Source organism: Leifsonia sp. RCC_180 (genome assembly GCF_058138205.1).
Genome location: NZ_CP200340.1, coordinates 2789114 through 2813378, shown reverse-complemented (window position 1 = coordinate 2813378; position 24265 = coordinate 2789114). Strand labels below are relative to the sequence as shown.

Annotated in this window: 29 protein-coding genes; 14 read left to right on the top strand and 15 right to left on the bottom strand. The window is 69.9% G+C overall.

Going from position 1 to position 24265, the window contains the following annotated elements:
• Positions 1–88 precede the first annotated feature (88 nt).
• The 3 genes from AB7E03_RS13870 to AB7E03_RS13860 form a co-directional block, all read right to left on the bottom strand.
• On the bottom strand, positions 89–1576 hold the full coding sequence (locus AB7E03_RS13870) for a chaplin family protein (RefSeq protein ID WP_489941945.1): 1488 nt from the start codon (positions 1574–1576) through the stop codon (positions 89–91).
• Between the two features lie 87 nt (positions 1577–1663).
• A complete protein-coding gene (locus tag AB7E03_RS13865; RefSeq protein WP_489941944.1) occupies positions 1664–2563 on the bottom strand; it encodes a hypothetical protein in 900 nt (299 codons plus the stop codon).
• 99 nt (positions 2564–2662) lie between these two features.
• Positions 2663–3871, bottom strand: coding sequence for an MFS transporter (locus tag AB7E03_RS13860; RefSeq protein WP_489941943.1), 1209 nt, complete (start codon positions 3869–3871; stop codon positions 2663–2665).
• Positions 3872–4007: 136 nt separating this feature from the next.
• Between AB7E03_RS13860 and AB7E03_RS13855 the strand changes: the two genes are divergently transcribed.
• Positions 4008–4460, top strand: a complete 453-nt coding sequence (locus AB7E03_RS13855; protein WP_489941942.1) for a MarR family winged helix-turn-helix transcriptional regulator — start codon at positions 4008–4010, stop codon at positions 4458–4460.
• A gap of 34 nt (positions 4461–4494) precedes the next feature.
• Here the strand turns inward: AB7E03_RS13855 and AB7E03_RS13850 are convergent, their stop codons facing one another.
• Positions 4495–4998 (bottom strand): hypothetical protein, encoded by a 504-nt coding sequence (locus AB7E03_RS13850; protein WP_489941941.1) that lies wholly within the window; start codon positions 4996–4998, stop codon positions 4495–4497.
• A 46-nt stretch (positions 4999–5044) separates the two neighbouring features.
• Between AB7E03_RS13850 and AB7E03_RS13845 the strand changes: the two genes are divergently transcribed.
• Positions 5045–5407 (top strand): nuclear transport factor 2 family protein, encoded by a 363-nt coding sequence (locus tag AB7E03_RS13845; RefSeq protein ID WP_489941940.1) that lies wholly within the window; start codon positions 5045–5047, stop codon positions 5405–5407.
• Positions 5408–5428: 21 nt separating this feature from the next.
• Here AB7E03_RS13845 and crcB read toward each other — a convergent pair whose 3' ends face one another.
• The 3 genes from crcB to AB7E03_RS13830 are packed head-to-tail and all read right to left on the bottom strand — an operon-like array spanning position 5429 to position 6773.
• The gene (gene crcB / locus AB7E03_RS13840) at positions 5429–5806 is read right to left on the bottom strand and encodes a fluoride efflux transporter CrcB (protein WP_489941939.1); all 378 of its coding nucleotides are present in this window, start codon (positions 5804–5806) and stop codon (positions 5429–5431) included.
• A complete protein-coding gene (locus AB7E03_RS13835) occupies positions 5803–6270 on the bottom strand; it encodes a fluoride efflux transporter FluC (protein WP_489941938.1) in 468 nt (155 codons plus the stop codon). Before AB7E03_RS13835 ends, crcB begins: the two co-directional genes overlap by 4 nt.
• Positions 6249–6773, bottom strand: a complete 525-nt coding sequence (locus tag AB7E03_RS13830) for a universal stress protein (protein WP_489941937.1) — start codon at positions 6771–6773, stop codon at positions 6249–6251. Before AB7E03_RS13830 ends, AB7E03_RS13835 begins: the two co-directional genes overlap by 22 nt.
• Before the next feature lie 87 nt (positions 6774–6860).
• On the opposite strand from AB7E03_RS13830, the gene AB7E03_RS13825 reads away from it, so the two are divergent.
• The 4 genes from AB7E03_RS13825 to AB7E03_RS13810 are packed head-to-tail and all read left to right on the top strand — an operon-like array spanning position 6861 to position 9293.
• Positions 6861–7289: a phage holin family protein gene (locus AB7E03_RS13825; protein WP_489941936.1), complete on the top strand. Its 429-nt coding sequence runs from the start codon at positions 6861–6863 to the stop codon at positions 7287–7289.
• Positions 7286–7564: a hypothetical protein gene (locus AB7E03_RS13820; RefSeq protein WP_441784392.1), complete on the top strand. Its 279-nt coding sequence runs from the start codon at positions 7286–7288 to the stop codon at positions 7562–7564. Before AB7E03_RS13825 ends, AB7E03_RS13820 begins: the two co-directional genes overlap by 4 nt.
• Complete coding sequence (locus AB7E03_RS13815; protein WP_489941935.1) at positions 7554–8594, top strand: YihY/virulence factor BrkB family protein; 1041 nt, start codon at positions 7554–7556, stop codon at positions 8592–8594. Before AB7E03_RS13820 ends, AB7E03_RS13815 begins: the two co-directional genes overlap by 11 nt.
• Before the next feature lie 42 nt (positions 8595–8636).
• Entirely contained in the window at positions 8637–9293 is a 657-nt protein-coding gene (locus tag AB7E03_RS13810; protein ID WP_489941934.1) for an NUDIX domain-containing protein, read from the top strand.
• A 21-nt stretch (positions 9294–9314) separates the two neighbouring features.
• Here the strand turns inward: AB7E03_RS13810 and AB7E03_RS13805 are convergent, their stop codons facing one another.
• From AB7E03_RS13805 to AB7E03_RS13795, 3 genes are all read right to left on the bottom strand, one after another.
• Positions 9315–10316, bottom strand: coding sequence for a hypothetical protein (locus tag AB7E03_RS13805; RefSeq protein ID WP_489941933.1), 1002 nt, complete (start codon positions 10314–10316; stop codon positions 9315–9317).
• Positions 10317–10647: 331 nt separating this feature from the next.
• Positions 10648–12330: a sensor histidine kinase gene (locus tag AB7E03_RS13800; protein ID WP_489941932.1), complete on the bottom strand. Its 1683-nt coding sequence runs from the start codon at positions 12328–12330 to the stop codon at positions 10648–10650.
• 4 nt (positions 12331–12334) lie between these two features.
• Entirely contained in the window at positions 12335–12991 is a 657-nt protein-coding gene (locus AB7E03_RS13795; RefSeq protein WP_489941931.1) for a response regulator, read from the bottom strand.
• Positions 12992–13119: 128 nt separating this feature from the next.
• Between AB7E03_RS13795 and AB7E03_RS13790 the strand changes: the two genes are divergently transcribed.
• Positions 13120–13815 carry a copper resistance CopC family protein gene (locus tag AB7E03_RS13790; RefSeq protein WP_489941930.1) on the top strand — a complete coding sequence of 232 codons (696 nt, stop codon included), beginning with the start codon at positions 13120–13122 and terminating at the stop codon, positions 13813–13815.
• A 46-nt stretch (positions 13816–13861) separates the two neighbouring features.
• Positions 13862–14005 (top strand): hypothetical protein, encoded by a 144-nt coding sequence (locus AB7E03_RS13785; RefSeq protein WP_489941929.1) that lies wholly within the window; start codon positions 13862–13864, stop codon positions 14003–14005.
• Between the two features lie 10 nt (positions 14006–14015).
• On the opposite strand, the gene AB7E03_RS13780 is transcribed toward AB7E03_RS13785, so the two are convergent.
• Complete coding sequence (locus tag AB7E03_RS13780; RefSeq protein ID WP_441784384.1) at positions 14016–14156, bottom strand: hypothetical protein; 141 nt, start codon at positions 14154–14156, stop codon at positions 14016–14018.
• 136 nt (positions 14157–14292) lie between these two features.
• Here AB7E03_RS13780 and AB7E03_RS13775 point away from each other — a divergent pair, with 136 nt between their 5' ends.
• Entirely contained in the window at positions 14293–15480 is a 1188-nt protein-coding gene (locus AB7E03_RS13775) for a MarP family serine protease (protein ID WP_489941928.1), read from the top strand.
• 41 nt (positions 15481–15521) lie between these two features.
• Positions 15522–16541 (top strand): NADPH:quinone reductase, encoded by a 1020-nt coding sequence (locus AB7E03_RS13770; protein WP_489941927.1) that lies wholly within the window; start codon positions 15522–15524, stop codon positions 16539–16541.
• Here AB7E03_RS13770 and AB7E03_RS13765 read toward each other — a convergent pair.
• Positions 16525–17781 carry an MFS transporter gene (locus AB7E03_RS13765; RefSeq protein ID WP_489941926.1) on the bottom strand — a complete coding sequence of 419 codons (1257 nt, stop codon included), beginning with the start codon at positions 17779–17781 and terminating at the stop codon, positions 16525–16527. The genes AB7E03_RS13770 and AB7E03_RS13765 overlap by 17 nt on opposite strands.
• Positions 17782–17871: 90 nt before the next feature.
• On the opposite strand from AB7E03_RS13765, the gene AB7E03_RS13760 reads away from it, so the two are divergent.
• Genes AB7E03_RS13760 through AB7E03_RS13745 form a run of 4 tightly spaced genes read left to right on the top strand, consistent with a single transcriptional unit; the run spans position 17872 to position 20023 of the window.
• On the top strand, positions 17872–18417 hold the full coding sequence (locus AB7E03_RS13760; RefSeq protein WP_489941925.1) for a TetR/AcrR family transcriptional regulator: 546 nt from the start codon (positions 17872–17874) through the stop codon (positions 18415–18417).
• Between the two features lie 31 nt (positions 18418–18448).
• On the top strand, positions 18449–19189 hold the full coding sequence (locus AB7E03_RS13755) for an AzlC family ABC transporter permease (RefSeq protein ID WP_489941924.1): 741 nt from the start codon (positions 18449–18451) through the stop codon (positions 19187–19189).
• Entirely contained in the window at positions 19186–19491 is a 306-nt protein-coding gene (locus AB7E03_RS13750; RefSeq protein WP_441784378.1) for an AzlD domain-containing protein, read from the top strand. The genes AB7E03_RS13755 and AB7E03_RS13750 overlap by 4 nt, the downstream gene beginning before the upstream one ends.
• A 55-nt stretch (positions 19492–19546) precedes the next feature.
• Complete coding sequence (locus tag AB7E03_RS13745) at positions 19547–20023, top strand: hypothetical protein (RefSeq protein ID WP_489941923.1); 477 nt, start codon at positions 19547–19549, stop codon at positions 20021–20023.
• Between the two features lie 115 nt (positions 20024–20138).
• Here AB7E03_RS13745 and AB7E03_RS13740 read toward each other — a convergent pair whose 3' ends face one another.
• Genes AB7E03_RS13740 through mmsA form a run of 3 tightly spaced genes read right to left on the bottom strand, consistent with a single transcriptional unit; the run spans position 20139 to position 24184 of the window.
• Positions 20139–21230, bottom strand: coding sequence for a substrate-binding domain-containing protein (locus AB7E03_RS13740; protein WP_441784376.1), 1092 nt, complete (start codon positions 21228–21230; stop codon positions 20139–20141).
• A gap of 60 nt (positions 21231–21290) precedes the next feature.
• Positions 21291–22634 (bottom strand): multiple monosaccharide ABC transporter permease, encoded by a 1344-nt coding sequence (gene mmsB, locus AB7E03_RS13735; protein ID WP_489941922.1) that lies wholly within the window; start codon positions 22632–22634, stop codon positions 21291–21293.
• A gap of 2 nt (positions 22635–22636) precedes the next feature.
• On the bottom strand, positions 22637–24184 hold the full coding sequence (gene mmsA, locus AB7E03_RS13730) for a multiple monosaccharide ABC transporter ATP-binding protein (protein ID WP_489941921.1): 1548 nt from the start codon (positions 24182–24184) through the stop codon (positions 22637–22639).
• Positions 24185–24265 lie beyond the last annotated feature (81 nt).

Here is a 24265-nt window from a genome sequence, read left to right as displayed (position 1 = left end):
CGGACACGCCGAGTTCCCGGCACGCCGGTGGCTGGGAGAGCCGGCGTGCCGGGAAGTCATCACCCGCGGTCAGCGGGCCTCGATGTGATCAGCGGGTGGGGTTGCGACGCGCCCGGTTGGCCGCGGCGAATGCACACATCACTCCGAGGAGAGCGAGGAGCGCGCCCAGGGCGCCCAGTCCGAGCTCGTCGGAGCCCGTGGAGGCGAGGGCCGCCGTGCCCGACCCGTTTCCGATGGCGAGCACCATTGCACCGCTGCCGCTGGCCGCGACCGTTGCACCGGCGGGGTCACCGATGGTCGGCGACGTCGGGGTGGTCGGGGTCGTCGGCGTCGTCGGGGTGGTCGGCGTCGTCGGCGTGGTCGGCGTCGTGGTGGAGCCCGCGGTGGCGCTGTCACCGACGACACTGATGGCATTGCCTCCGATCGTCACCGGAACGTCCGCCGAGATCGGCAGCTCGATGCCGCCGAGGAGACCTCCGTCACCGGTTCCTCCCGTCGTTCCGTCGCCCGCCGTGGTGCCGCCGGTCGCCGGTGCGCTCGTGGAAGAGCCGGTCGAGGACGAGTCCCCGACCACCGAGATCGCGTTGCCACCGGCCGTCACCGGAACCGCCGCGTCGATCGGAGCCTGGATACCGGACAGCAGCCCGCCATCCGAGCCCGAACCCGAGGTCGCCGAGGTACCGCTACCCGTGGCCGGAGCCGCCACGTTCGAACCCGAGGTCGAAGAATCCCCGACCACCGAAACCGCGTTGCCACCAGCCGTCACCGGAACCGCCGCGTCGATCGGAGCCTGAACACCGGACAGCAGCCCGCCATCCGAACCCGAACCCGAGGTCGCCGTGCTGCCGCCGCCGCTGGCCGGAGCCGTCGTCGTGGAGCCCGTCGAGCTGGCGTCCCCCAGCACCGACACGGCGTTACCGCCGGCAGTGACCGGGATGGCCGCAGCAACCGGGGCCTGGATGCCGGACAGTAGCCCGCCGTCCGAGCCTGTGGATGCGGAGGTCGCCGACGAGCCGGAGCCGCCGGTCGACGTGGTCGCAGCCGAGTCGGCCGACGACGCGTCGCCGAGGACGGCGATCGCGTTCCCGCCGACCGTGACCGGCACATCCACCCCCACAGGCGCCTGGATGCCCGAAGCCACGCCGTCGGAGCCCGACGAGGTGGCACTCGTTCCCGAGCCGCTTGCCGGGGCGGCGGCGACGTCGGAGGAGGAGCTGCCGGAATCGCCGACCACGCTGACCGCGTTGCCCGCGACCGTGACCGGCACGCTCACATCCACGACCGCCTGGTCGCCGCTGAGTACCCCGCCGATCGAGTCGGGCGAGATCGACGCCGAGGGCGCAGCCGGAGCGGCAAGCGCCGCCGCAGTGGAGCCAGCGCTGGAGGAGTCCCCGAGCACCGAGATGCCGTTGCCCGAAAGGGACACGGGGATCGAGACACCGACGACCGCCTGGTCGCCGGTTGCGACGCCGTCGCTGCCGGAGGTCTCGGCCGCGTTGGCCGCAGCCGTTCCGGCGAGCCACAGGCCGCCGACGCAGAGGGTGAACCACATCCCTCTGGATACGTACTTGTTCATGATCAAGCCTTTCGAATGAGTGTGATGGCCGGGCACAGAGGTGCCGGGCGGTGGTCGCGTGCTGCCGCGAGGGCAGCCGGGACCCACTCAGTCGGGGCTGATGTCGTGGTCGCCGACAGGGCCGGCAGGGACGTGATCGTCCGCGGCCACGCCGAGGAGCCCGCTCCGGAGGGAGGCGGGCAGGAAGAAACGCTCGGCCGTCGCGGCCGAGCCGGGCACAGCTCCGCCCGGACCGCCGCCGCTGCCGGCCGATCCGGCCGCTCCGCCACCGGGCATGCCTCCGCCGGGCAGTCCGCCACCGGGCAGACCGCCACCAGGCAGACCTCCGGGCACGCCGCCAGGAGCGGCCGGGCTGCCGGATCCGGAGGATACGAAGCCGCCGGAGCGGGAAACCGCCGCGGACAACGCAGGCGGCGCGAGGCCAGCCAGGACGGCCGCCGAGATTTCAGCGACCGGGGCGGCAAACCCTCCCAGAAGGATGCCACCGGGCAGTCCCCCTCCGGGCAGCGCCACGGGCGGCACGTCGGCCGCGGGCGCCAGCGGAGAGACCGCCGTTCCGACCGCGCCGGACACATCCGACACCGCCCGGTCGACCGTCCCGGTGACCGGCTGAGTGACGGACGACACCGGTGCCGAGGGAATCACATCCCGGACGACAGGAACCTGCGCGACGACCTGATCGACAGTGGAGGCCACAGGGTCCACCACGGCGGAGACCGGCGACTGTTCGGCCACCTGATCGACCACGTCGACGACCGGGGTGACGACGTGCGAGACCACCTGCTGGACGGGATCGGGCAGCGCGGGCGCCACAGCGCCCGTGACGGAAGCGACAGTATCCCCGACGGCCCCGGTGGCACTCGACACGAGCGCGGTCACAGCGCCGGGAGCCGGCGGTGCCGGTTCCGCCGCGGATGCCGGCGAGCCGCCGGCCAAGAATCCGAGAACGGTCAGTCCGGCGCCGGCGATCAGAGATCCGAGGAGCACGCGCGCAGGAGTGATGAGGCCACGGTGTGCCGGTTGGGCCACCTCTGGCATACGATCACCCCCTGACCGTTCGAGACGAAAGCGAATGTACTCCCTCGTCTACTGGACCGGAAGAGTCTCCTCCGAGAAGCGTTCCGGGACGCGCACGCTCCCCGAACGTCCGCGACGCGCGGAAACCGCGGCGACGGCCACCACAACCACAGCCCCGACGGTCATCAGAGCCCCCACCCACAGCGGCGACGTGTAGCCGAATCCGGCCGCGATGGTGAGTCCGCCGAGCCAGGCGCCGAGTGCGTTTCCGAGGTTGAAAGCGGCGATGTTCCCGCCCGACGCGAGGGTCGGAGCGTGCGAGGCGTACGACAGCACGCGGAGCTGCAGAGCGGGCACGGTGGCGAAGCCGAAGGCCCCCATGAGCACGAGCGCGATCACCGCGGCGACGGGGATGCCGGCGACCAGCGCGAAGAGCGCCAGCACGACCGCCAGTGCGCCGAGCAACCAGAGCAGGGTGCCGTCGATCGATCGGTCCGCGAGCCGGCCGCCGACCCAGTTGCCCGCGAAGAGGCCGAGCCCGAAGAGGATCAGCAGCCACGGGACAACAGCGGAGGCGAAGCCCGATACCCCGGTCAGCGTGTAGGCGATGTAGGTGAAGGCCCCGAACATCCCGCCGAAGCCGAGCACTGTTGCGGCGAGCGACAGCCACACCTGTCCCGAACGGAACGCAGTGAGTTCGCCGCGCAGGCCACCAGCGCTCCGGCCGCCGCCCGCTCCCGCCGGCACGAGCACCGCGACACCGATCATGGCGATGACGCCGATCACGGTGATCGCCCAGAAGGTCGACCGCCAGCCGAACGCCTGCCCCAGCAGCGTCCCGAACGGCACGCCGAGGACGTTGGCGGCGGTGAGCCCGGTGAACATCATCGCGATCGCGCGCGCCTGCTTCTCGGGCGCGACGAGTCCGGCTGCCACGACCGAGCCGATGCCGAAGAACGCGCCGTGGCACAGGGCGGCGATGATGCGGCCGGTCATCATGACGCCGTAGTCGGGAGCGATCGCCGAGAGGAGGTTGCCGACGATGAAGAGCACCATCAGCCCGAGCAGCGCGGCCTTGCGGGGCAGGCGCGTGGCCGCCGCCGTGAGACCGAGCGCGCCCACGACCACGGCGAGCGCATATCCCGAGATCAGCCAGCCTGCCGTCGCTTCGTCGACGTGGAAGTCGGCGGCGACCTCAGGGAGAAGCCCCGCGATGACGAACTCGGTCAGTCCGATGCCGAACCCTCCGAGGGCGAGGGCGATGAGGCCGGCGGGCATAGGGGTCTCCTTCTGGATGTGAGGATGCTGCGCTAGTCTGTTAGTTGCAGACGCGCTATAAATACTTGCACGTGCAAGTATCTGATGCAAGCCCGTCCGCCGGCGACCCACGCCGACCGACCAGGAAGGGGCGCCCATGGGCATCGCCGATGACGCCGTCGAGGTGCGCGCGCACGGCTGGCGCACGCTCGCTGCGCTGCACGGGTTCATCGAAGCCGAGTTGGAACGTAACCTGAACAGCGCGGTGCAGCTCTCCGTCGTCGAGTACACGGTGCTCGACGCGCTCGCCCGCCAGGACGGCTGGCACATGCGGATGCAGCAGCTCGCTCGAGCGAGCGCACTCAGCCCCAGCGCGACCACCCGCCTGGTCAACCGGCTCGAAGAGCGAGACCTGCTCACGCGGGTGCTGTGCGCGGACGACCGCCGCGGCATCTACACGGAGCTCACCGCCGACGGCCACCGGCTGCTCGACGCCGCACGCCCCGTCCACGACGCGGCACTCGCCCGCGCTCTCGACGAGGCCCGAGCGGTGCCCGAGCTCGCGCCGCTGGTGGATGCGCTGCCACAGCTCAGCGCGCAGCCCGCCTGACCGGCACAGTCCCTGCCCGACGCGTCCCACCCGATCAGCGCAGAACCTCCACGAGCGCAACCCACGAGAACAGCACGGTCGTGACGATCGCCAACAGCGTGCCCACCGCGACGAGAACGAGCGCAGCAGCCCACCACGACGTCGCGACGAGCAGGATGCCCGCCACGGCGTAGATGACGGGTGTCACCGCGAACAGCACGATCCGCTCCACCTGCCAGCGGCCGTAGCCGCTCTCCACCGCATCCTGGTGCACGCGCACTGCCGACCGCACGACGACGACGCCGCATAGCGCCGTGCCGACCAGCACCACGATCCCGTACCCCCACACCACCTGGCCGGGGATGAGGCCCGCGCAGCAGAGCACGACCCCCAGGATCAGGGAGGCGATCGAGCCGCTTGCCCGCGCGGCGAGCCCCGGCGAGTCGGCAATGGTCTTGATGTTGACCGACAGGGCGACGATGAGCAGGCCGCCGAGGGCCGCTCCCGCACCCGCGACGGCGACGTTGAACTCCGACCAGGCGGCGAAGGGCTCCTCCATGCCGCCAGCGTAGCGGCGCGACATCCGCAGGGCGTATAACGGGGGCATGGCCGACGCGCTGACGAACTGGATCGACCTCTACCGACGCGCATGGGAGAGCAACGAGCCCGACGACATCCGGGCGCTCTTCACCGAGGATGCGAGCTACCGCACTGAACCGTTCGCCGAGCCGTGGGATGGCCACCTCGAGATCGTCGAGGGCTGGCTCGACGCCCAGGACGACCCGGGAGCGGCCACTTTCGAGTGGCGGCTGCTCGGACAGGACGGGCCGGTGCACTTCGTGGAGGGCGTCACCGACTACCGGGGCGGCCCGATCTACAGCAACCTGTGGATCATCCGCCTGGCGGAGGACGGCCGCGCGGAGGAGTTCACCGAGTGGTGGATGGAGCAGGAGCCCGACCAGGAGTAGCGCCACGACACGGCGCGCAGGTCATGCCAGCTGGCCCAGCCACAGACCCAGGCCGGCCGCGGCGAGCGCGAGCACCAGCATCCCGACGCCGTTGACGAGCGCTGCCCGATAGCGTCGCTGCTGCGCCAGCCGGACCGTCTCGTAGCTCGCGGTGCTGAAGGTGGTGTACCCGCCGAGGAAACCGGTGCCGAGCACCGCGCGCCATTCCGGTGGGAGACCGTGCGCGAGAGCGAGTCCCGTAACCAGCCCGAGCAGAAACGAGCCCGTGACGTTGATGATCGTCGTCCCGAGTGGGAAGCCGACGCGCACCCGCGAGCGGAGCACCCCGTCGAACACCAGTCGCGCGACCGCGCCCAGGCCGCCGGCGGCGGCGACGCCCAGTACCAGGAGTACGGTCACGGCCGCCCCCGTCCGGCCCGGCGGCGCGCGATCCCGGAGGCGAGGGCGATTCCTGCGAGCGACGCCAGCGCCCCCACGACGATGGTCGCGGAGGCGTAGAGGACGCTCACGCCCACGCTCTGCGCCGCGATCAGCCCGTCGGTGTCGACCGCCAGCGAACTGTACGTGGTGTACCCGCCGAGGATGCCCGTCCCGGCGAACAGCCGCAGATCGCGGCGGACGCCCACGTCCGGTCCGCGCAGCGCGAGCGACTGCAGCAGCCAACCCAGCACGAACGCCCCCGTGACATTGATGACGAACGTGATCAAGGGGACGCCTGCCACCTGGGGCACCGAAAGGGTGAGGACGTACCGGACGGCCGTCCCCAGCGCCCCTCCGACGAACACGAGAAGGATCGACCGCCAGTGCAGGTGCACCGGCGCCGGTCCACGGACCGGCGGCACTAGACCGGCGGGTCTTCCCACGGGAGCTTCTGCACTCCCGGCTGAGGGTCCAGCGGGACCACGATCACCGGGCGGTGCTGCCGGTGCGCGAGGTGCAGGGCGACGGAGCCGTTGAAGAACTCGCGCAGGCTCCCTCGCAGGCCGGCTTCGCGGGTTCCCACCACGATGTAGCGCGCATCCATGTCGTCGGCCAGTCGCGACAGCGACCACGCCGGGTCGCCCGCCAGCTGTTGCAGCGAATAGGGGATGCCGCGCCCGTCGAGGATGCGCCGGATGTGCGCCTCCAGCTCCGGGTCGAACTGCTCCTCTTCGGTCTCCGGCAGATCCGGGTCGTACGGGAGGGCGACCACCGTGCCGTCGACGTAGCTGGAGACGAGGTAGCGGTCCGGGTCGACGTTCGCGCAGACCAGCGGCACGTCCAGGTCGTCCGCGAGACGCGCGGCGTGCTCCAGCACGGCGACCGGCTGCCCGGGGACCACCGCCGCGAGGATGCCTCCCCGGCCGGCGAGCTCGTTGCCGCTCATGCCCCTAGTGTGCACCATCGCGGGTTCACTCACGTGGAGGGGTGGGGTACGTTCGGCCTACCAGCGTTTTGAAGGGAGCCCGAACCGATGGCCGAAACGCCACCGCTCCCACGGGAGCGCCGTCGCACCACCCGTGGACTCCGTCCCCTCCCCGAGCTGACGAAGGATCTCGTCGCGCAACTGCGCCGTCTCGTCGCGTCGGAGCTCGCCCTCTTCAAGGCAGAGATCTCGGCCAAGGCGAAAGCCGCGGGCATCGGCGCCGGGATGCTCGTGGGCGCACTCGTGTTCCTCTTCTTCGCGTTCGGCGTGCTGGTGACGGCGGCCGTGCTCGGCTTCGCGCTCATTCTCCCGGCATGGCTGTCTGCGCTCATCGTGGCCGGCATCCTCATCCTCATCGCCGTGGTCCTCGGACTGATCGGCTGGCGGAGCCTCAAGAAAGTGGTACCGCCGGTGCCCGACGACCTGGGCAGCGAACTGAGCGCCGACGCCAAGGCGCTGAAGGGAGAGCAGCCGTGACCTCGGACACCACGCCCTCGGTCAGCCGCCAGGGCCAGCGCCCGGCCGGCCGGCCGCCGCTCCCGAAGGGGGCGGGCATCAACCAGCTGAAGCTCGACCTCGAGGTCACGCGCGAGGAGTTGGCGACGACGCTCGACGACCTGTTCGCGACCTTCAATATCCGTGTGCAGATCCGTTCGCATCCCGCGCTCTTCGTCGGGGTGTTCCTCGCACTCACCGGTGCCGCCGCCGGGATCGCCGCGCTCCTCGTGCGGAGGCGCGGGCGTGCCGGCTGACCACGGCGGAGTGGGAAGCGACCGCGCGAAGGCGTTGCGCCGCATCGAGGACCGCCGCAGTGTGTCCACGTTCCGACTGCCGTGGGGCTTCATCCTCAAGCGCACGATGCGCAGCTTCACGACCGACCAGTGCACCGACCTGGCGGCAGGGCTGACGTACTTCGCCGTCCTGTCGCTGTTCCCGGCACTGCTGGCGCTGGTCAGCATCCTCGGCCTCGTCGGCCAGAGCCAGGCTGGCATCGACGCGCTGTTCGGGATGGTGAACCAGCTCGCACCCGGCATGACGGATGTGCTCAAGGGCCCGATCGAGAACCTCGCCTCCTCCCCTGCGACGGGATGGGCTCTCGCGATCGGAATCGTGGGCGCCGTCTGGTCGGCATCCGGCTATGTCGGCGGGTTCGGGCGTGCGCTGAATCGCGTGTACGGCGTGCCGGAGGGTCGCTCGGCGCTGGTGCTCCGGCCGGTGCAGCTCGGCGTCACGCTGCTTTCGCTGGTGCTGATCTCGCTGCTGGCCATCCTGCTGGTCGTCTCCGGGCCGGTGGCGTCGTTCCTCGGCGGGCTGATCGGTCTGGGCGACGTCGCGCTGGTCGCGTGGAACATCATCCGCTGGCCGATCGTCATCATCGTCGTGGTGCTGCTCGTGGCCGTGCTCTACGCCTCCACGCCGAACATCAAGCACCCGCGCATGCGCTGGCTGACGCCCGGCTCGATCGCGGCGATAGTCGTGCTGGGCATCGCCTCGGCGCTGTTCGCCTTCTACGTGGGCAACTTCGGAAACTACGACCGGACGTACGGCGCACTCGCCGGCATCATCGTGTTCCTGCTGTGGATCTGGATCGCCAACGTCGCCCTGATGCTCGGCGCCGAGCTGGACTCGGAGGTGGAGCGGGCGAGGGAGCTCGTCGCAGGCATCGAGGCGGACGACGTGCTGCGGCTGCCGCTGAAGTCGGACAAGGCGATCCTGAAGGCTCGGGAGGCGCACGCGGGCGACATCCTGGCCGCGCGGGAGATCCGCCGCCGGTACCGGTAGAGCAGGAGCGGGCGACCGGACGGGCGACGTTAGGCTCGGAACATGAGTGACGAGCGGCCCGGCCACGATATCCCCGACGGCCGCGGCCGGACCGGCCTGCACCGGACCGGGCTGGGGCTCACCGGCAACCCGGACGTGCGCGTACGCGATGTCGAGGTGACCTCAGACGGTTGGCACGTCCTCCGCCGGACGACGTTCGACTACCGGGGCCGCGCCGGCGACTGGACGACCCAGGCGCGCGAGACGTACGACCGCGGCAACGGCGCGACCGTGCTGCTCTACGACGCGGTCGGGCGGACGCTCCTGCTCTCCCGCCAGTTCCGCTTCCCGGCGTACGTTAACGGGCATCCCGACGGCATGCTCGTCGAAACGGCGGCCGGCCTCCTCGACGGGGACTCACCCGAGGAGGCGATCCGGCGCGAGGCGGCGGAGGAACTCGGGGTACGCATCGGCGAGCTGACGCACCTCTTCGACCTGTACATGAGCCCGGGATCCGTCACCGAACGGGTGCACTTCTACGCGGCGCCCTACACGCCGGCCGAGGTCACGGGTGGTGGTGGCGTCGAAGCCGAGGGCGAGGAGATCGAACCGGTGGTGGTCCCCTACGGCGAGGCGCTCGGAATGGTGACCGACGGTCGCATCGCGGACGGCAAGACCGTCATCCTGCTGCAGTGGGCCGCGCTGCACCTGTTCGACTGAGCCTCAGGCGCTGAGTGCCGTTCAGCCGTAGCGGAGGGCGGGGCCGTCCGACTTCAGGAAGTCGATGTGCAGGTGGTTGCACGTGTCGTCGAACGGCTTGAAGTTCGACAGGTCCATCGAGGAGCGGCAGCCGATCTGGCCGAGGCCGGTGCCGTCCGGGACCAGCGGGTCGAGGATGCGGATGAGCTCCATCGACTTCGCGTCGCCACCTGTGAGCGGTGAGCCGTTGAGCAGGTAGAAGTCGACGGCGTGACCGCCACCGTCGGCGTAGTGCGCCGAGTCGGTGCCCGCACCCTCGATCTGCCCGGTGCAGCGGCGGTTGATGTCGCTGACGCCGACCTGGTTGAAGTTGTCGAGGGCGACCGAGATGGCCTGCAGCACGCGGTAGTCGACGCCGCAGCTCTGCACGGCGTGACCTTCGGCGAGGTCGGCGATCTCGCCGAGGTGGTTCGGCGTCGAGCCCACGAGGCGGCCGGAGGCGACAGCTCCCATGAGCTGCACGGCGAGCGCCTGGACCGTGGGCGACACGGTCGAGTTGGTGGTCGAGTCGAGCGCCTGCGGGCTCTCCTGGATGTCGAGCCCGTCGCGGGCGACGACCTGGGTGACACCGCCGCCGGTCAGCGTCTGGACGGCTAGGGCGGTGCGGGCGGCGCCGACGGTCGAACCCTCACCGGTCGTGGCATACGCCGGAAGCGCCGCAGTGCCGAAGAAGGCGGCGAGCGCCAGCATGACGACGGCGTGGACGCCCCAGTGCCGACGGTCGGACCGGGCGGGACGGGTCGCGGGTGCCGTGCGGACGGGACGCGCCGGACGGGGCGCGCGAGCAGGTCGCTCGGCGCGAGCCGATCGCTCCGCGCGAGCCGGCTTGACCACGATGCGCTCTCGCTTGCGCGGGCGCGTGCGCTCGGCTTCGAGACGCGCACGGCGGCTCGTGAACGTCTGCGTCGACGTCAGCTCTTCCGCCGTGGTGAAGGCGGTGGCCGGGTCGTCCGACAGCTCGGGCTGCTGGTCCACATCCACCACGACGGGTGCCCTGAGACTGCGGCGCGGCCGCACTGAGGGAGTGGACTGGGGCAAGCTGCTGATGACTTTCCTGAGCGAGACGGTCGGGGGTGACGCACCGGGGGGGTCGGCGCGAAAGCGTACCGATCATTTCTACCCGATTTCGCCTGGATGTTCCATCAATGCAGACGAATAGATCCCGGTCGGGGGCGCATCCCACGCGTTCGGGTCACGCAGGGGCCCCCATCCGGGACCGCGGGCGGCAGCCCTGCCGTCCTTCGAGAATCTAGGCGACGACCGGGATAGCGGGCCTGCGGGGTACGGCTGTTACGACGAGGTTCCCAGCGAGCGGTCAGGGGATGGCGACGGCGAGTTCGACACGCCCGGAGGACTCCTTCAAGGCGACCGTGCCGCGCTCTGAGAGTTGCCGCAGGCCGATACCCGGCTGGGTCGTGACGAGCGCCCCGCCGGAGACGATGACCACCTCGACACCGTCCTGGCCGGCAGATCGCAGCTCGAGGGCGATCGGTGTTCCGTCGCCGTGACGGACGGCATTCGCCAACCCTTCGGAGATCGCATCGACGACCGCCGAAGCGCGAACCGGGTCGCCCAGGCGGTCCCACGCGCCCTCATCGATCCGCGCCTCGAGACTGATCGCCGACGACCAGCTCTCCAGCAGCGCCTGCAACTGTTCCTCGGCTCCAGGCTCCCGCTGCAGACCCCGGAGCGCGTCGCGTGCGCGGCCGACGACCTCTGCGATGCGTGCGCCGGCACCCTCGGGACCGGTCATCGGCGAGGCGGTCACGGCGAGCGCCCCGGCGATCAGCTCGGACTGCACTCCGGCGTGGAGCAGCCGGGCGAGGGCGGCCCGCTCGCGCTCGAACTCGGCGCGGATGCGCGCGGCGGCGGCGATGTTCAGCTGCAGAGCGTCCTCGAGTTCCGCGCGGTCGTGCCGCGTGCGCACCGCCAGCGATCCGACGAATGCGACCGCGAGGGCGACGACCGGGTACATGGCGGCCTGGAACCAGACCGAGGTCGGCTGAGCGCCCATGACCGTGAGCACCCCTCCCGTGATCGCAGAGAGCAGGATGCCGACGAACGCATATGAGAGGACGAGCACGAGGAGCCGGGGCACGGCCCGGTGCGGCAGCGGCAGTCGGGCCACGACCCCGTTGCCCGCGACCAGCACGACCACTCCCACCGCGACGGGCGCGAGACTAGAAGCGCCGAACAGCTGCAGCCCGAAGGGGACCACCATCGCCGAGAAGATCAGGGCGGTCGCGATCGTCGGCGCCGCGCGCATCCCGCCGAAGACCGAGGCCGACCACTCCCGCGCGCTGGGCGTCTCGGGCTCCGGCGGCCTCTCCGCCCCGACGGCGTCGTAGACGCGATGGCTGGCGGGACGCACCACGTCCTCCGCGAGTGCCCGCAGAAGACGGGCGGCCTCCGCCGGCTCCACCCGTGACGTCGCGGCCTCGGCCGCAGCCGTCTCCAGCGCCGCGACGACGTCGTCGACCGCCGACGCGCGCAGGATCCGCAGCCTCTCGGCCGCGCACTCGACATCGCGCCCCGAAGCACGCTGCGCCTCGCGGAGGCGACGGAAGACACCCCGGTGATCCCGAACCAGGTCCACCCCGACGGCGATCAGAGAGAAGGCGACCACCATGGCCACGACGTTGATGGCGATCCGGGCGCCGAGGTCGCCGGGACGGACCGGGATCGAGAGCAGGCCGCCCGCTTCCAGGAAGAGCAGCGGACGAACGGCCCCGATTCCGGCGAAGATCGCGAAGACGACGACCGGGCGGGCGGCCCCGCGGACGACGCGGAGCACCGCAGCACCGAGCAGCAGCACGCCGCCCAGGATGACGTGCTGCAGCCCCGAGACTGCCAGCACGGCCGCTGGGCCGCCCGTTACGTACTGCAGCCCCGACATCACCGTCAGCGCGAACGGGAGCGGGATGAGCCAGCTCCACCAGGTGATCGCCGAGGAACCGTAGATTCGCGCGAAGGAGCGGCGGAAGTTCAGGACGAGCACTCGGTCAGAGCCCCGAGGTGGGGTCGCCGAAGGTCGCCGTGTAGAGGGTGGCGGCCGCGACCCGGGGCGTGGTGCGCTCGCCCCCGGCGATCCCGAGCGCGGCGAACACCCGCTCGACGCTCTTCTCGACCGCACGAACCGAGACGTTCCTGCGCCGCGCGATCTCGGCGTTGGACAGGCCGGCCGCGAGGAGGCGAGTGGTCTCCAGCTGGGCGGCCGTGAGCCCCAGCAAGCGGGCCTGCCCGTCCGACCCAGCCATCTCGCGCGCCACCGGCCGGTCGGCAAGTACCGCCTCGGCCGCATCCACGAGGTCGTCGACGGATTCGATGGCCGCCTTGTTGACATACGACGCACCTTCGACGGTGCTCCGTGCCTGCATCGCGGCCGCATCGCGGGAGAGGTTGCTGAGGAACATCACCGCGACATGCGGTGCACGCAGGCGGAGGATGGTCGCGAGCTCCACACCGTTCGGTCGCTGCCGCAGGTCGATGTCGGTCACCAGGAGGTCCGGATCGAAGCGCTCGGCGAGCTCGAGCGCTTCATTAGCGGAGGACGCAGACGCGGTCTCGAAGCTGCGCCGGCCGAACGCCTCGGCGACGAGCGAACGCATGAGGGCGTGGTCCTCGACCACCAGCACCCTGCGCCGCCACGTGTCCGTCACCCGCACAGACTAACCCGACACGCCCGGCCTGCCGGGCGCTTCCGCGGCCCCCATTGTGGTCGTGTTCTCACGGCGTACTGTGCCGCCCTCAGAGGGCTGGGCCGCTGCGTGGAGCGTAAGGTTCAGGGATGACGAACAGGCTGCTCAGGGCGGCGGCGGTCCTCGCTGCCGCCGCCGCACTCGCGCTTGCGCCGGTCGCCGCCGCGAGCGCCCACGACTACGTGGTGGGAAGCGACCCGGCCGCCGACTCCACGGTGACGAGCCCGCTCGACGCCGTCACCGTCACCTTCAACGACCGCGTGCTCGACCTGTCCGGCAACGGCTCGACGAACCTGCTCACCGTGACCGGCCCGGACTCGGCGACGCACCACTTCGAGACGGGATGCGCGACGGTCACGGACACGAAGATCAGTGCGCCCGTGGCCCTCGGACCGGCGGGGAAGTACACGGTCACGTACCAGGTCGTCTCAGCGGACGGCCACACCGTCTCCTCCTCATACGCCTTCTCGTACGCCCCTCCTGCCGGCGCCTCTGCCGCACCCGGGACGGAAGCGACGCCCTGCGGTGCGAGCTCCGCTCCCGCCGGGCAGTCGTCGTCGAGCGCCACGCCGGGCTCCTCGTCCAGCGCACCTCCCGCCGCGACGGCGTCGACCCCGCAGCCGACACAGGCCGCATCCACCGGCACAGACCTCGGGCTCGTCATCGGCATCGGGATCGCCATCGTGGTGCTGGCGATCATCGGCGTGGTCATCATCGTGGTCACGTCACGGCGCAAGCCCGCCGCCCCGGCGGACGGCGATGCGGGCGAGCACGGCGGAGTCTGACCGGCGGGGGCTATCCGATCCGGGGATGCGGGCGTAGCGTTCGCGCATGGCCAGACAGACCAGCGACCAGCGGACCGCGGACTTCCCCGACATCGTCCCGGAGGATCAGATGGACCCGGATATCGTGCCCATGCCCCAGCCCCAGCCGGACTCCGTCGACGACGGCGATGAGGAGGACGGCCGTCTCTGACGGTCGTCCCTCACCTCGCGGGCTGTTCGCCCTCTTCGTGGATCTGACCGGTCTCCTCGTCGTGCGCCGTCAGGTCCGCACTCGTGTACTGCCGCTCGCCCTCGGCGAGGTCCTCACGCTCGTCGTCGCCGTTGGCCAGGGGATCGGACATGGTGTGCTCCTTCGTCTCGGGACAGCGTTGCCCCTCGGACGGTAGCCCTGGCGACGGCCATCCGACAGGGCGGCCCGGCGGCGGATGCACATGACGGATTGAGCGGTCCCCCAGTCTCGTGGGGCAGGGTGGGCCCGTGGAGATCGTGGTGGACGTCGTGCTCGTCGTGCTCGGCATCCTGGCGATCGCGGCGGGGTGGACCAAGGGCGCCATCCGTGCTGCCGGGACGCTCGTGGGCCTCGGCCTCGGCCTCTGGCTCGGGCTGACGATCGCTCCCATCATCGTCGGCTGGTTCGCCGCGAACGGCTTCGACGGCGTGACAGAACGGTCGGTGGTCGCCGCCGTGGTCATCCTGGTCTGCGCCGGCGTGATCTACGCCATCGCCGGAGCACTTGCGAGCATCATCGGCAAGCTTCTCCGCCACGGACCGATCCGCTGGCTCGATTCGCTCGTCGGGGCGGTCCTCGGCCTCCTGACCTGGGCGGTCGTCGTGTGGCTGCTGGCGGGCTTCGCAATGGCGACAAGTCTTGCCACCGTCGTGCAGGCCGCCTCGTCGTCACGCGTGGTAGCAACCCTCGACGGGATCGCCCCGCTCCCCTCGTCGACGGTTCTGGGCGCGGTGGATGACGCACTCGCCGGGGCCGGGCTCCCCAAGGTGTTCGAGGGCGGCGAGACCATCAAGGCGGTTCCGGCGCCGGACGGGTCCATCCCGTCGGCCGTCGCCCAGTCGCAGGAGTCGGTCGTCACCGTGCTCGCCTCGAAGCCCGCATGCGGGGTCGACTCCGAGGGCAGTGGATGGGTGGTGCAGCGAGGCCGCGTCGTGACCAACGCGCATGTGGTCGCCGGGGCGTCCTCCGTCGTCGTCCGGGAACCCGGCAGTCTCGCCGCTGAGCGCGCGACCATCGTCGCCTTCGACCCGTCCCGCGACCTGGCGGTGCTCGATGTGACCGACCTCAGCGCCACAGCGCTCGACATCGGACCCGACCTGACGGCCGGTGCCGCCGCCTACGCGGCCGGGTATCCGGGCAACGGGCCGTTCACGATCTCGCCGCAACGCGTGCGCGATCGGGTGACGGCGCGCGGCACCGATATCTACCAGAGCGGCAGCGTGGATCGCGACATCTATTCGCTGCGCGGCGTCGTCCGTCCCGGCAACTCGGGCGGCCCGCTGCTCGACGCCAACGGGAAGGTGGCGGGCATCGTCTTCGCCCGGAGCGCGACGGACGCCGACACGGGTTACGCCCTGACGCTCACGGAACTGCGACCCGTGCTCTCGTCGGTGGGGACCGCCCCGATCAGTTCGGGTGCCTGCTCCGCCGGCTGACCACGGTCGCACCGCGCCCCGGCTCGTGGTTGGCTGGACCCATGAAGGCTGTGAGCTACTCCGCCACTGGCGACTCGGACGTCCTGACCCTCGGCGAGCGCGAGGAGCCGCATCCCGGCGCCGGTGAGGTGCGCGTGCGCATCCACGTGTCGGGCGTGAACCCCACGGATTGGAAGGCCCGGCGCGGCAGCGGTCCTGCCGAACTCCCCCGGCCGCAGGTGCCGAACCAGGACGGCGCAGGCGTCGTCGACGAGGTGGGCGACGGTGTCACCGGCTTCCGGGTCGGCGACCGCGTCTGGGTATGGGATGCCGCCTACCAGCGCCCGGACGGCACGGCCCAGGAGCTGGCCGTGCTTCCCGAGCGACTCGTCGTGCCCCTGCCCGACGGCGTGAGCTTCGACGAGGGTGCGTCGTTCGGAATCCCTGCCCTCACCGCTCACCGGGCACTCACGTCTTATGAGCACGCTCCCGGCGAGCTGTCGTCCGGTTCACTGGAGGGACGGACGGTGCTGGTCGCCGGAGGCGCTGGAGCGGTCGGCCACGCGGCCATCCAGCTCGGCGTCTGGGCGGGCGCCACCGTCATCGCGACGGTCAGCAGCCACGAGAAGGCGGAGCTGGCTCGCGCGGCCGGCGCCCACCATGTCGTCAACTACACCGACCCGGACACCGCCGAGGCGATCGGCGCGCTCGCCCCGCGAGGCGTCGACATCGTGGTCGAGGTGAATGTCAGCGCGAACGCCGAGCTCGACGTGAAGGTCACCGGACGCAACGCGACCATCGCGAGCTACGCCGACGCACCGGGCTCGGACTCGGTCACGATCCCGGTCCGGCCGAGCATGTCGAAGAACCTGCGGTGGCAGTTCGTGCTCACCTACACGGTCGCCACGGACACGAAGGAGGCCGCTGTGCGCGCCGTGGCGGCCGCTGCCGCGGACGGCGCGCTCCGGGTCGGCGAGGAGCACGGGCTCCCGATCACACGCTTCCCGCTCGAGCAGACGGCCGCCGCCCACGACGCCGTCGAGAACGGCGTCGTGGGCAAGGTGCTCATCGACGTGTCTTGACCGCCTGCACGACGAGGGCGACCACGGCGGCGATCGCTATCGCGGCCGAGTAGCCGAGCGCGGTCGGGAGCAGTCCGACGACCGTGATCAGCTCGCCGGCGACCAGCGCCGGCACCCCGTACGCGAGGTAGCTCACCAGGAACACCCCGGCGAAGAGCTCTGCGCGCTGATCGTTCGGGGCGAGTGGAGCCAGGATGCGCAGCATCGCCGAGAACCCGGCGCCGAAGCCCGCGCCGGCGACGGTCGCACCGATGAACAGCAGCGGGAGCAGGGCCGCGCCGATGCCGACAGCCGCTACTGCGACTCCGACCAGGATCGCCGCCATCGACCACACGACCGTCAGGCGGGCGGGAGCACGGGTCAGCAGGAGTCCGGCAAGCGCGCCCACCGCGGGCGGCACGGCGACGATCGCCCCGTTGAGCAGTCCGCTGTCGAGGTGGAAGACGCCGTGCAGAATCGACGGCGACAGTCCGATGAAGAGGCCCGCGAGCATCCAGGTCGCCAGGAAGAGCGGGATGGCGCCGACGAACTCCCGGCGAGCCGCACGCGGGACGAGCAGCCGCGGGATCAGCGACCGCACCGCGCCGGGGCGTCGCTCGACCGTCTCCGGCGAGGCCACGACGACGAGGATGCCGGCCACGAACAGCAGCGCGAGCGCGACGAAGACGAGCGTCGTCGGCTGAGGGACGAACTGCACCGCCAGCCCGGTGAGGAACGCGCCGATCGCGATGCCGCCGACCGGCGCGGTGCTGCCGATGGTCGCGCCGAGCTTCTTGTGACGCTCCGGCGCCAGCTCCACGAGGGCCGCGGTGAAGGTGCTCATGGCAGCGCCCGTCGCGACGCCCTGCACCGAGCGGGCGCCGATGATCCAGCCGATGTCCGGCGCGAACAGGAAAATCAGCATGGCGACCACCTGCAGCGCCAGCGCGCCGATCAACACAGGGCGCCGGCCGATGTGGTCGGAGAGGGAGCCGGCGATGAGCAGAGTGATCAGCAGGGTCACCGCGTAGATCGCGAAGGCCACCGTGAGCAGCCACGGCTGGAAGCCCCACTCCTGCTCGTACAGCACGAAGAGCGGGCTGGGCGCGCCGACGGCCAGTGCCACGGCGACGAACGCCAGGGCGGCGCCCGTGAACGCCGCAACCGGCCGCAGACGCAGGGAGCGGCGGGAGCGGACGGCTCGTTCGGGCCGGACGGCGAGGATCCCGCCTGTCGCGAGGGTGTCTTCGGCTGTGGACATTTCGGACTCCTTAAAGCAAATATTCTTGCTTTTGCCGACTATAGAGGGGGATGTGCAATAAAGCAACAAGATTTGCTTTAAGCTATTCCCATGGACACCACGACCACACCCTCCAAGCGCACAGGAGGCCGCAGCGCTGCGGTCATCCACAACGTGCGCACGGCGGTCGAAGAGCTCGTCGAGGAGAAGGGCCAGGACAAGGTCACCGTCCCGATGATCGCCGAGCGCGCGGGGGTCAACCCGACCAGCATCTACCGGCGCTGGGGCGACCTCCCGACCCTGATCAACGACATCGCGACGTACCGGCTCGATCCCGAGCGCCCGCTGCCGGAGAACGGCGGCCTCCGGGCCGACCTCACGGCGTGGGCGAGCGAGATCGTCGAGCACTACCGCAAGCCGGTCAACGCAGCGCTCCTGCGCGGGGGCGCCTCGGCCGCCGGCGAACAGCAGTCCTACTGCCTGCGCAACCGCCGCATCGAGGCCGCCTTCCTCCTCGACCGCTACCCGGACACCACCGTGACGGCGGACGACATCCTCGACATCGTCATCGCCCCGATCATCTACCGGGTCATCTTCCTGCCCTGGACGCTGGAGGACGACATCGCCGCTCACCTCGTCGGTCGCCTGTTCCGCTGACCCCTCTGTCACCCGGTAGTGTCGGGAGGCGATGCGCCAGGAACGAACCAGCGAGGAACGCGCCGCGGCCCGCTCCGGCTGGGCGGTCGGCATCGCGACAGCCGTGTACGGGATCTCGTTCGGCGCCCTCTCCACGGCGTCCGGTCTGGACATCTGGCAGACCTGCGTGCTCAGCCTGGTCATGTTCAGCGGCGGGTCCCAGTTCGCCCTCATCGGCGTTCTGGCGTCGGGCGGAGCCGCAGCCGGCGGCACCGCGATCATCAGCGCAGCGCTGCTCGGTGTCCGCAACTCCTTCTACGCGCTCCGTTTGTCGCGGATCATCGGCCCCGGCTTCTGGAGGCGCTCCGCGGCCACGCAGCTGACCATCGACGAGTCCACCGCCGTGGCCACCGCGCAGACCGAGCCGCGGGCGCAGCGCATCGGCTTCTGGGTGACGGGATTGGTCGTCTACGTCGGCTGGAACATCATGACCCTGGCAGGCGCGCTCCTCGGCGATCTGATCGGCGACGTGAAGGCGTACGGATTGGATGCAGCTGCGGCGGCCGCCTTCCTCGGGCTGCTCTGGCCGCGACTGAAGGCACGCCAGACGCAGGCGGTCGCCGTCGCGGGAGGATTCGTCGCCACGCTCCTGACGCCGTTCCTCACCCCAGGGCTCCCGGTGCTGGCGGCCGCCGCCGTCGCCATCGTCGTCGGGGTCTTCAACCTGTTCGGGCGGCGCTCCGACCCGCCGCATCCCGAAGCCGTGCCGATGGAACGGGAGGTGGAGCCGTGACCACCTGGCACGTCATCCTGCTCGGCTCGATCTGCGTGCTCGGGCTGAAGGCGGTCGGCTGGCTGGTGCCGCCGAAAGCCCTCGACCACCCGACGGTCGCACGCGTGAGCGACCTGCTTACCGCGGCCCTGCTGGCCGCGCTGATCTGCGTGCAGACATTCGGCGCCGGGCAGTCCCTGCAACTGGATGCGCGCCTCCCGGCCCTCGCGATCGCGGCGGGCCTCTACGCCCTCCGGGTGCCGTTCATCGTGGTCGTCCCCGCGGCCGCGGTGGTGGCCGCTCTCATCCGCCTCTTCACCTGACCCCGGCCGCCGGCTCGGGCGCGTCGGTGTCGGCGGCCTCGCATACCGTGACGCCGTGAGCGCATCCTGGCACCCGGTGGCGAATGCGCAGCCCACCGAGTGGCTGCTCCGCCAGGGGACGGCCGGCGAACCGTACGCCGTTGTGAGGCGATTCGGGTTCGGCGACCGCAACCGGCCGGACGTGTGGTTCCGCGTGGTCACGTGGGCGCCCACGTCAGAGGGCCGCGAGCTCATCGGTTGGTGCCGCACCCTGGAGGCCGCGGCGTCGGTCGCCTGGGACCACCGCTGCGCCTCGGAGTCGTGGCGCCACCACATGGCGGCGCGGCGAACCGACGCGGCGACCATGGCGGCGCAGCGTCCGCCCGCCGCCGAGCTAGTGCGCTTCTACCGGGCGGCTTTGCGCCGGGAGGCGACCGCCGCATCCGCCCGGACCGCGACCAGGACGCAGGAGCGCCGGCCGGCGCCTGCACGAGCCCGCACGGACCGGTTATCCGTGCTGCCACCGATGCCGGTGCCTGCGAGGCGGTCGTAACCTGACAGCGAGCTCGGCCAGGGGGACCGATCCTGTCGGGGGACGGATCGGGAAAGGGGCCGGAGCGCATTGCGCTCCGGCCCCTTTCGTTTCACGCGGGTGCGTGAGATACCGACTACTTGGTCAGCGGCTCCAGGGTCGGGTCGTTGGCGTATGCCTCGGCCGCGTTCTCCTTGGTGACGATGACCGGCTTCAGCAGGAACGCCGGGACGACCTTCTTGCCGTTGTCGTACGACTTGTCGTCGTTGACCTGGGGCTTCTTGCCGGCCTGCAGGTCCTTGACCATCGCGATGGCCTGCTTGACCAGGTTGCGGGTGTCCTTGTTGATGGTCGAGTACTGCTCGCCCGCCATGATGGACTTGACCGACTCGGCCTCCGAGTCCTGACCGGTGACGGTCGGAACCGGCTTGCCGGCACCCTTCACCGAGGTGATGATGGCGCGGGCCAGGGTGTCGTTCGGCGACAGGACGCCGTTGAGCTCGGTGGAGGCGTAGTTCTTCGCGAGCAGGTTGTCCATGCGGGTCTGCGCGTTCGCCGGCAGCCAGCCCTGGGTGGAGGTCTGCTTGATCTCCGTCTGACCCGAGACGACCTTCAGCGTGCCGTCGTCGATCTTCGGCTGGAGGACCTTCATCGCACCGTTGAAGAACACGGCCGAGTTGGCGTCATCCGGCGAGCCCGAGAAGAGCTCGATGTTGAAGTTCTTCTTGTCCGGGAACTTGGCCTTCATGCCATCGAGCAGGGCCTGACCCTGCAGCTCGCCGACCTTCTCGTTGTCGTACGCGACGTAGTAGTCCACGTCGTTGGTGTTCAGGATGAGGCGGTCGTAGGCGATGACGGTCGCGCCGGCGTCGTGCGCGGCCTTGGCCTGCGCGGCGAGCTGGCCACCGTCGACGGCGCCGATGATGACGACCTTGGCGCCGTTGGTGATCATCGACTGGATCTGCGACTGCTGGTCGGAGACACCCGAACCACCGGCGTACTGGACGTCGCCCTTGAAACCGGCCTCCTTGAGTCCGTCTTCGAACAAGCCACCGGCGAGAACCCAGTTCTCCGACGTCTTAGTCGGGAGGGCGACACCGATGGTGGAGTCCTTGGCGAAGCCGGATGCCGAGCTGCTGTCCGAACCGGAGCGGCTCGACGAGCAGCCGGTCAGGGCGAGCGCGGCGGCAGCTGCGACGGCCACCGTCGCGAGTGCGATTTTGCGCATTGCGTTTCTCTTTCTCTGTGTGTGGATGGTGCAGGGGAATGAAAGCTGAGAGAAGGGGACTCAGGAGGTCAGCGAGCGGGAGCTGTCCTCGGCCGAGTCGCCGGACGGAACGACTGCAGGCTGGTCGGCGCCGGCGGCGTCGGCCTGCTGGGTCTTGTCGCGGTTGAACATCCTGCCTATCAACGACGGGCCGCCGCGGCGCTTGGAGTAGACGTCGACACCGACCGCGATCAGCAGCACGAGGCCCTTGATGATCTGCACCTTGTCGCTGGTGACGCCGAGGAGCTGCAGGCCGTTGTTCAGGACGGCGATGACCAGACCACCGATGATGGAGCCGGCCACGGTTCCGATACCGCCGGAGACCGCCGCACCACCGATGAACACGGCGGCGATCGCGTCGAGCTCCCAGCCGAGTCCGTCCTGGGGGCCGGACGAGACGGAACGGGCGACGGCGATCATGCCGGCCAGTGCCGCGAGCACCGACATGTTCATCATCACGAAGAAGTTGATGCGCTTGATCTTGACGCCCGACAGCTCCGCAGCGTGCCAGTTGCCGCCGACCGCGTAGATGTGGCGACCGAAGATCGTGCTACGGGTGATGAACGAGTACAGGATGATCAGCACGCCGAGGATCACACCGGCGACGGGGAACGAGGTTCCCACGCGGCCGCTTCCGAACAGGATCGCGGCGTAGATCACGACAGCGTCGAGGATGACGACCTTGAAGACGCTGACCCAGAGCGGAGCCTTCTCGGAGCCCATCTTGGTCTGCTTGCGGCGGGTGCGGACCTCCACCAGCGCGATGACGACCGCGATGAGGATGCCGAGCAGCAGGGTGGAGTTGTTGAAGCCGGTGTTCGGACCCCACTCCGGCAGGAAGCCGCCACCGATGAAGGTGAAGCCGTCCGGGACGGGGATGGTGTTCGCGCTGCCGATCAGCTGGTTCAGGCCGCGGAAGATGAGCATGCCGGCCAGGGTGACGATGAACGCGGGGACGCCGACGTAGGCGACCCACCAGCCCTGCCAGGCTCCGATGGCGACACCGACGAGCAGGCCGAGGATGATCGCGAGCGGCCACGGCACGTTCCAGTCGGTCATCGACTTCGCGACGATGATGCCGACGAGCGCGGCCACCGATCCGACCGACAGGTCGATGTGGCCGGCGATGATCACCATCACCATGCCGATGGCCAGGATCAGGACGTAGACGTTCTGATTGACCAGGTTGATGAGGTTGACCGGCTCGAGCGTGGTGCCACCCGTGAGCACCTCGAACAGCAGGATGATGACGACGAGGGCGCCGAGGATGCCGAACTGGCGACCGGTGGACTGGCCACCGCCGAACATCTTGCCCAGGTCGCGGAGACCGCCGGACTTCTTCTTCTCGGGAATCTGTGTGGTCATGGCTATCGGGCAATCCTCTTCTTGGCGGATGTCATGCTTTTCAGGAGGGTCTCTGGCGTCGCTTCGGCGATGGGCAGCTCGTCGGTGATCTGGCCCTCGAAGATCGTGTAGATGCGGTCCGAGATGCCGAGCAGCTCGGGCAGCTCCGAGGAGATGACGATGACGCCCTTGCCCTGCGCCGCGAGCTGCTGGATGATGCCGTAGATCTCGAACTTGGCGCCGACGTCGATGCCGCGAGTTGGCTCATCCAGAATCAGGATGTCCGGGTCGGTGAACATCCACTTGGCCAGCACCACCTTCTGCTGGTTGCCGCCGGAGAGGGTCGAGACGCCGCGGTCGACGTCGGGTGTCCGGATGCGGAGCAGCTTGCGGTACTCGTCGGCGACCGCGTACTCCTGAAGGTCGTCGACGACGCCGCGCTTGGCGATCTTCGAGAGCTTGGCGGCGACGACCGACTGCTTGATGTCGTCCAGGAGGTTGAGGCCGAGCACCTTGCGGTCCTCGCTCACGTAGGCCATTCCGTTGTCGATGGCCTCGGAGACGTTGCGGACCTGGATCTCCTTGCCGTCCTTGTAGATCTCACCGGAGACCCAGTTGCCGTAGGAGTGGCCGAAGACACTCATCGCGAGCTCGGTGCGGCCGGCGCCCATGAGGCCGGCGAAGCCGACGATCTCGCCCCGGCGGACGTAGAAGCTGGAGTTCTTGACGACCAGACGGTCCGGCACCTGCGGGTGCTGCACGACCCAGTCGCGCACCTCGAAGAACGTTTCACCGATGTTCGGGGTGCGCTCCGGGAAGCGGCTCCCGAGCGTGCGGCCGACCATGCCGCGGATGATGCGGTCCTCGTCGACGCCGTCGGCCTGAACGTCGAGCGTCTCGATCGTGTGGCCGTCGCGGATGATGGTGATCTGGTCGGCGATCTGCTCGATCTCGTTGAGCTTGTGGCTGATCATGATGGAGCTGACGCCCTTGTGCTTCAGGCCCACGATGAGGTCGAGCAGGTGGGCCGACTCGGCCTCGTTAAGCGCGGCGGTCGGCTCGTCGAGGATGAGGAGCTTGACGTCCTTGTTGAGCGCCTTGGCGATCTCGACGAGTTGCTGCTTGCCGACGCCGATGTTCTTGATCTGGGTGTCCGGGTCATCGTCCAGGCCCACGCGGGCGAGCAGCTCGTAGGCGCGGCGCTTGGCCTCTCCCCAGTTGATGACGCCACCGCGTCCCGGCTCGTTACCGAGGAAGATGTTCTCGGTGATCGAGAGCTCGGGGATGAGCGCGAGCTCCTGGTGGATGATCACGATCCCCTGCTGCTCGCTGGACTTGATGTCCTTGAAGCGCATTACGTCGCCCTGGTAGACGATGTCGCCGGAGTAGGTGCCGTACGGGTAGACGCCGGACAGCACCTTCATGAGAGTGGACTTGCCCGCGCCGTTCTCGCCGCAGATCGCGTGGATCTCGTCGGCGTGAACGGTGAGGGAGACATCCTCCAGAGCCTTCACACCAGGAAACTCCTTGGTGATCGAGCGCATCTCGAGGATGACTGCGTTCGACGGCATCGTCGCTCCTTGGTTCTGCGTGGAAAATGATGTGCCTAAGTAGTAAACGCTATGTCTTCACTTGTCGTCAAATAGTGAAGA

Bases quoted from the DNA above. Each gene is read 5' to 3' on its own strand.
- AB7E03_RS13870 (WP_489941945.1), bottom strand. From the start codon at position 1,576: ATGAACAAGTACGTATCCAGAGGGATGTGGTTCACCCTCTGCGTCGGC.
- AB7E03_RS13860 (WP_489941943.1), bottom strand. From the start codon at position 3,871: ATGCCCGCCGGCCTCATCGCCCTCGCCCTCGGAGGGTTCGGCATCGGA.
- AB7E03_RS13855 (WP_489941942.1), top strand. From the start codon at position 4,008: ATGGGCATCGCCGATGACGCCGTCGAGGTGCGCGCGCACGGCTGGCGC.
- AB7E03_RS13850 (WP_489941941.1), bottom strand. From the start codon at position 4,998: ATGGAGGAGCCCTTCGCCGCCTGGTCGGAGTTCAACGTCGCCGTCGCG.
- AB7E03_RS13845 (WP_489941940.1), top strand. From the start codon at position 5,045: ATGGCCGACGCGCTGACGAACTGGATCGACCTCTACCGACGCGCATGG.
- AB7E03_RS13830 (WP_489941937.1), bottom strand. From the start codon at position 6,773: ATGAGCGGCAACGAGCTCGCCGGCCGGGGAGGCATCCTCGCGGCGGTG.
- AB7E03_RS13825 (WP_489941936.1), top strand. From the start codon at position 6,861: ATGGCCGAAACGCCACCGCTCCCACGGGAGCGCCGTCGCACCACCCGT.
- AB7E03_RS13810 (WP_489941934.1), top strand. From the start codon at position 8,637: ATGAGTGACGAGCGGCCCGGCCACGATATCCCCGACGGCCGCGGCCGG.
- AB7E03_RS13790 (WP_489941930.1), top strand. From the start codon at position 13,120: ATGACGAACAGGCTGCTCAGGGCGGCGGCGGTCCTCGCTGCCGCCGCC.
- AB7E03_RS13785 (WP_489941929.1), top strand. From the start codon at position 13,862: ATGGCCAGACAGACCAGCGACCAGCGGACCGCGGACTTCCCCGACATC.
- AB7E03_RS13780 (WP_441784384.1), bottom strand. From the start codon at position 14,156: ATGTCCGATCCCCTGGCCAACGGCGACGACGAGCGTGAGGACCTCGCC.
- AB7E03_RS13770 (WP_489941927.1), top strand. From the start codon at position 15,522: ATGAAGGCTGTGAGCTACTCCGCCACTGGCGACTCGGACGTCCTGACC.
- AB7E03_RS13765 (WP_489941926.1), bottom strand. From the start codon at position 17,781: ATGTCCACAGCCGAAGACACCCTCGCGACAGGCGGGATCCTCGCCGTC.
- AB7E03_RS13760 (WP_489941925.1), top strand. From the start codon at position 17,872: ATGGACACCACGACCACACCCTCCAAGCGCACAGGAGGCCGCAGCGCT.
- AB7E03_RS13755 (WP_489941924.1), top strand. From the start codon at position 18,449: ATGCGCCAGGAACGAACCAGCGAGGAACGCGCCGCGGCCCGCTCCGGC.
- AB7E03_RS13740 (WP_441784376.1), bottom strand. From the start codon at position 21,230: ATGCGCAAAATCGCACTCGCGACGGTGGCCGTCGCAGCTGCCGCCGCG.
- mmsB (WP_489941922.1), bottom strand. From the start codon at position 22,634: ATGACCACACAGATTCCCGAGAAGAAGAAGTCCGGCGGTCTCCGCGAC.
- mmsA (WP_489941921.1), bottom strand. From the start codon at position 24,184: ATGCCGTCGAACGCAGTCATCCTCGAGATGCGCTCGATCACCAAGGAG.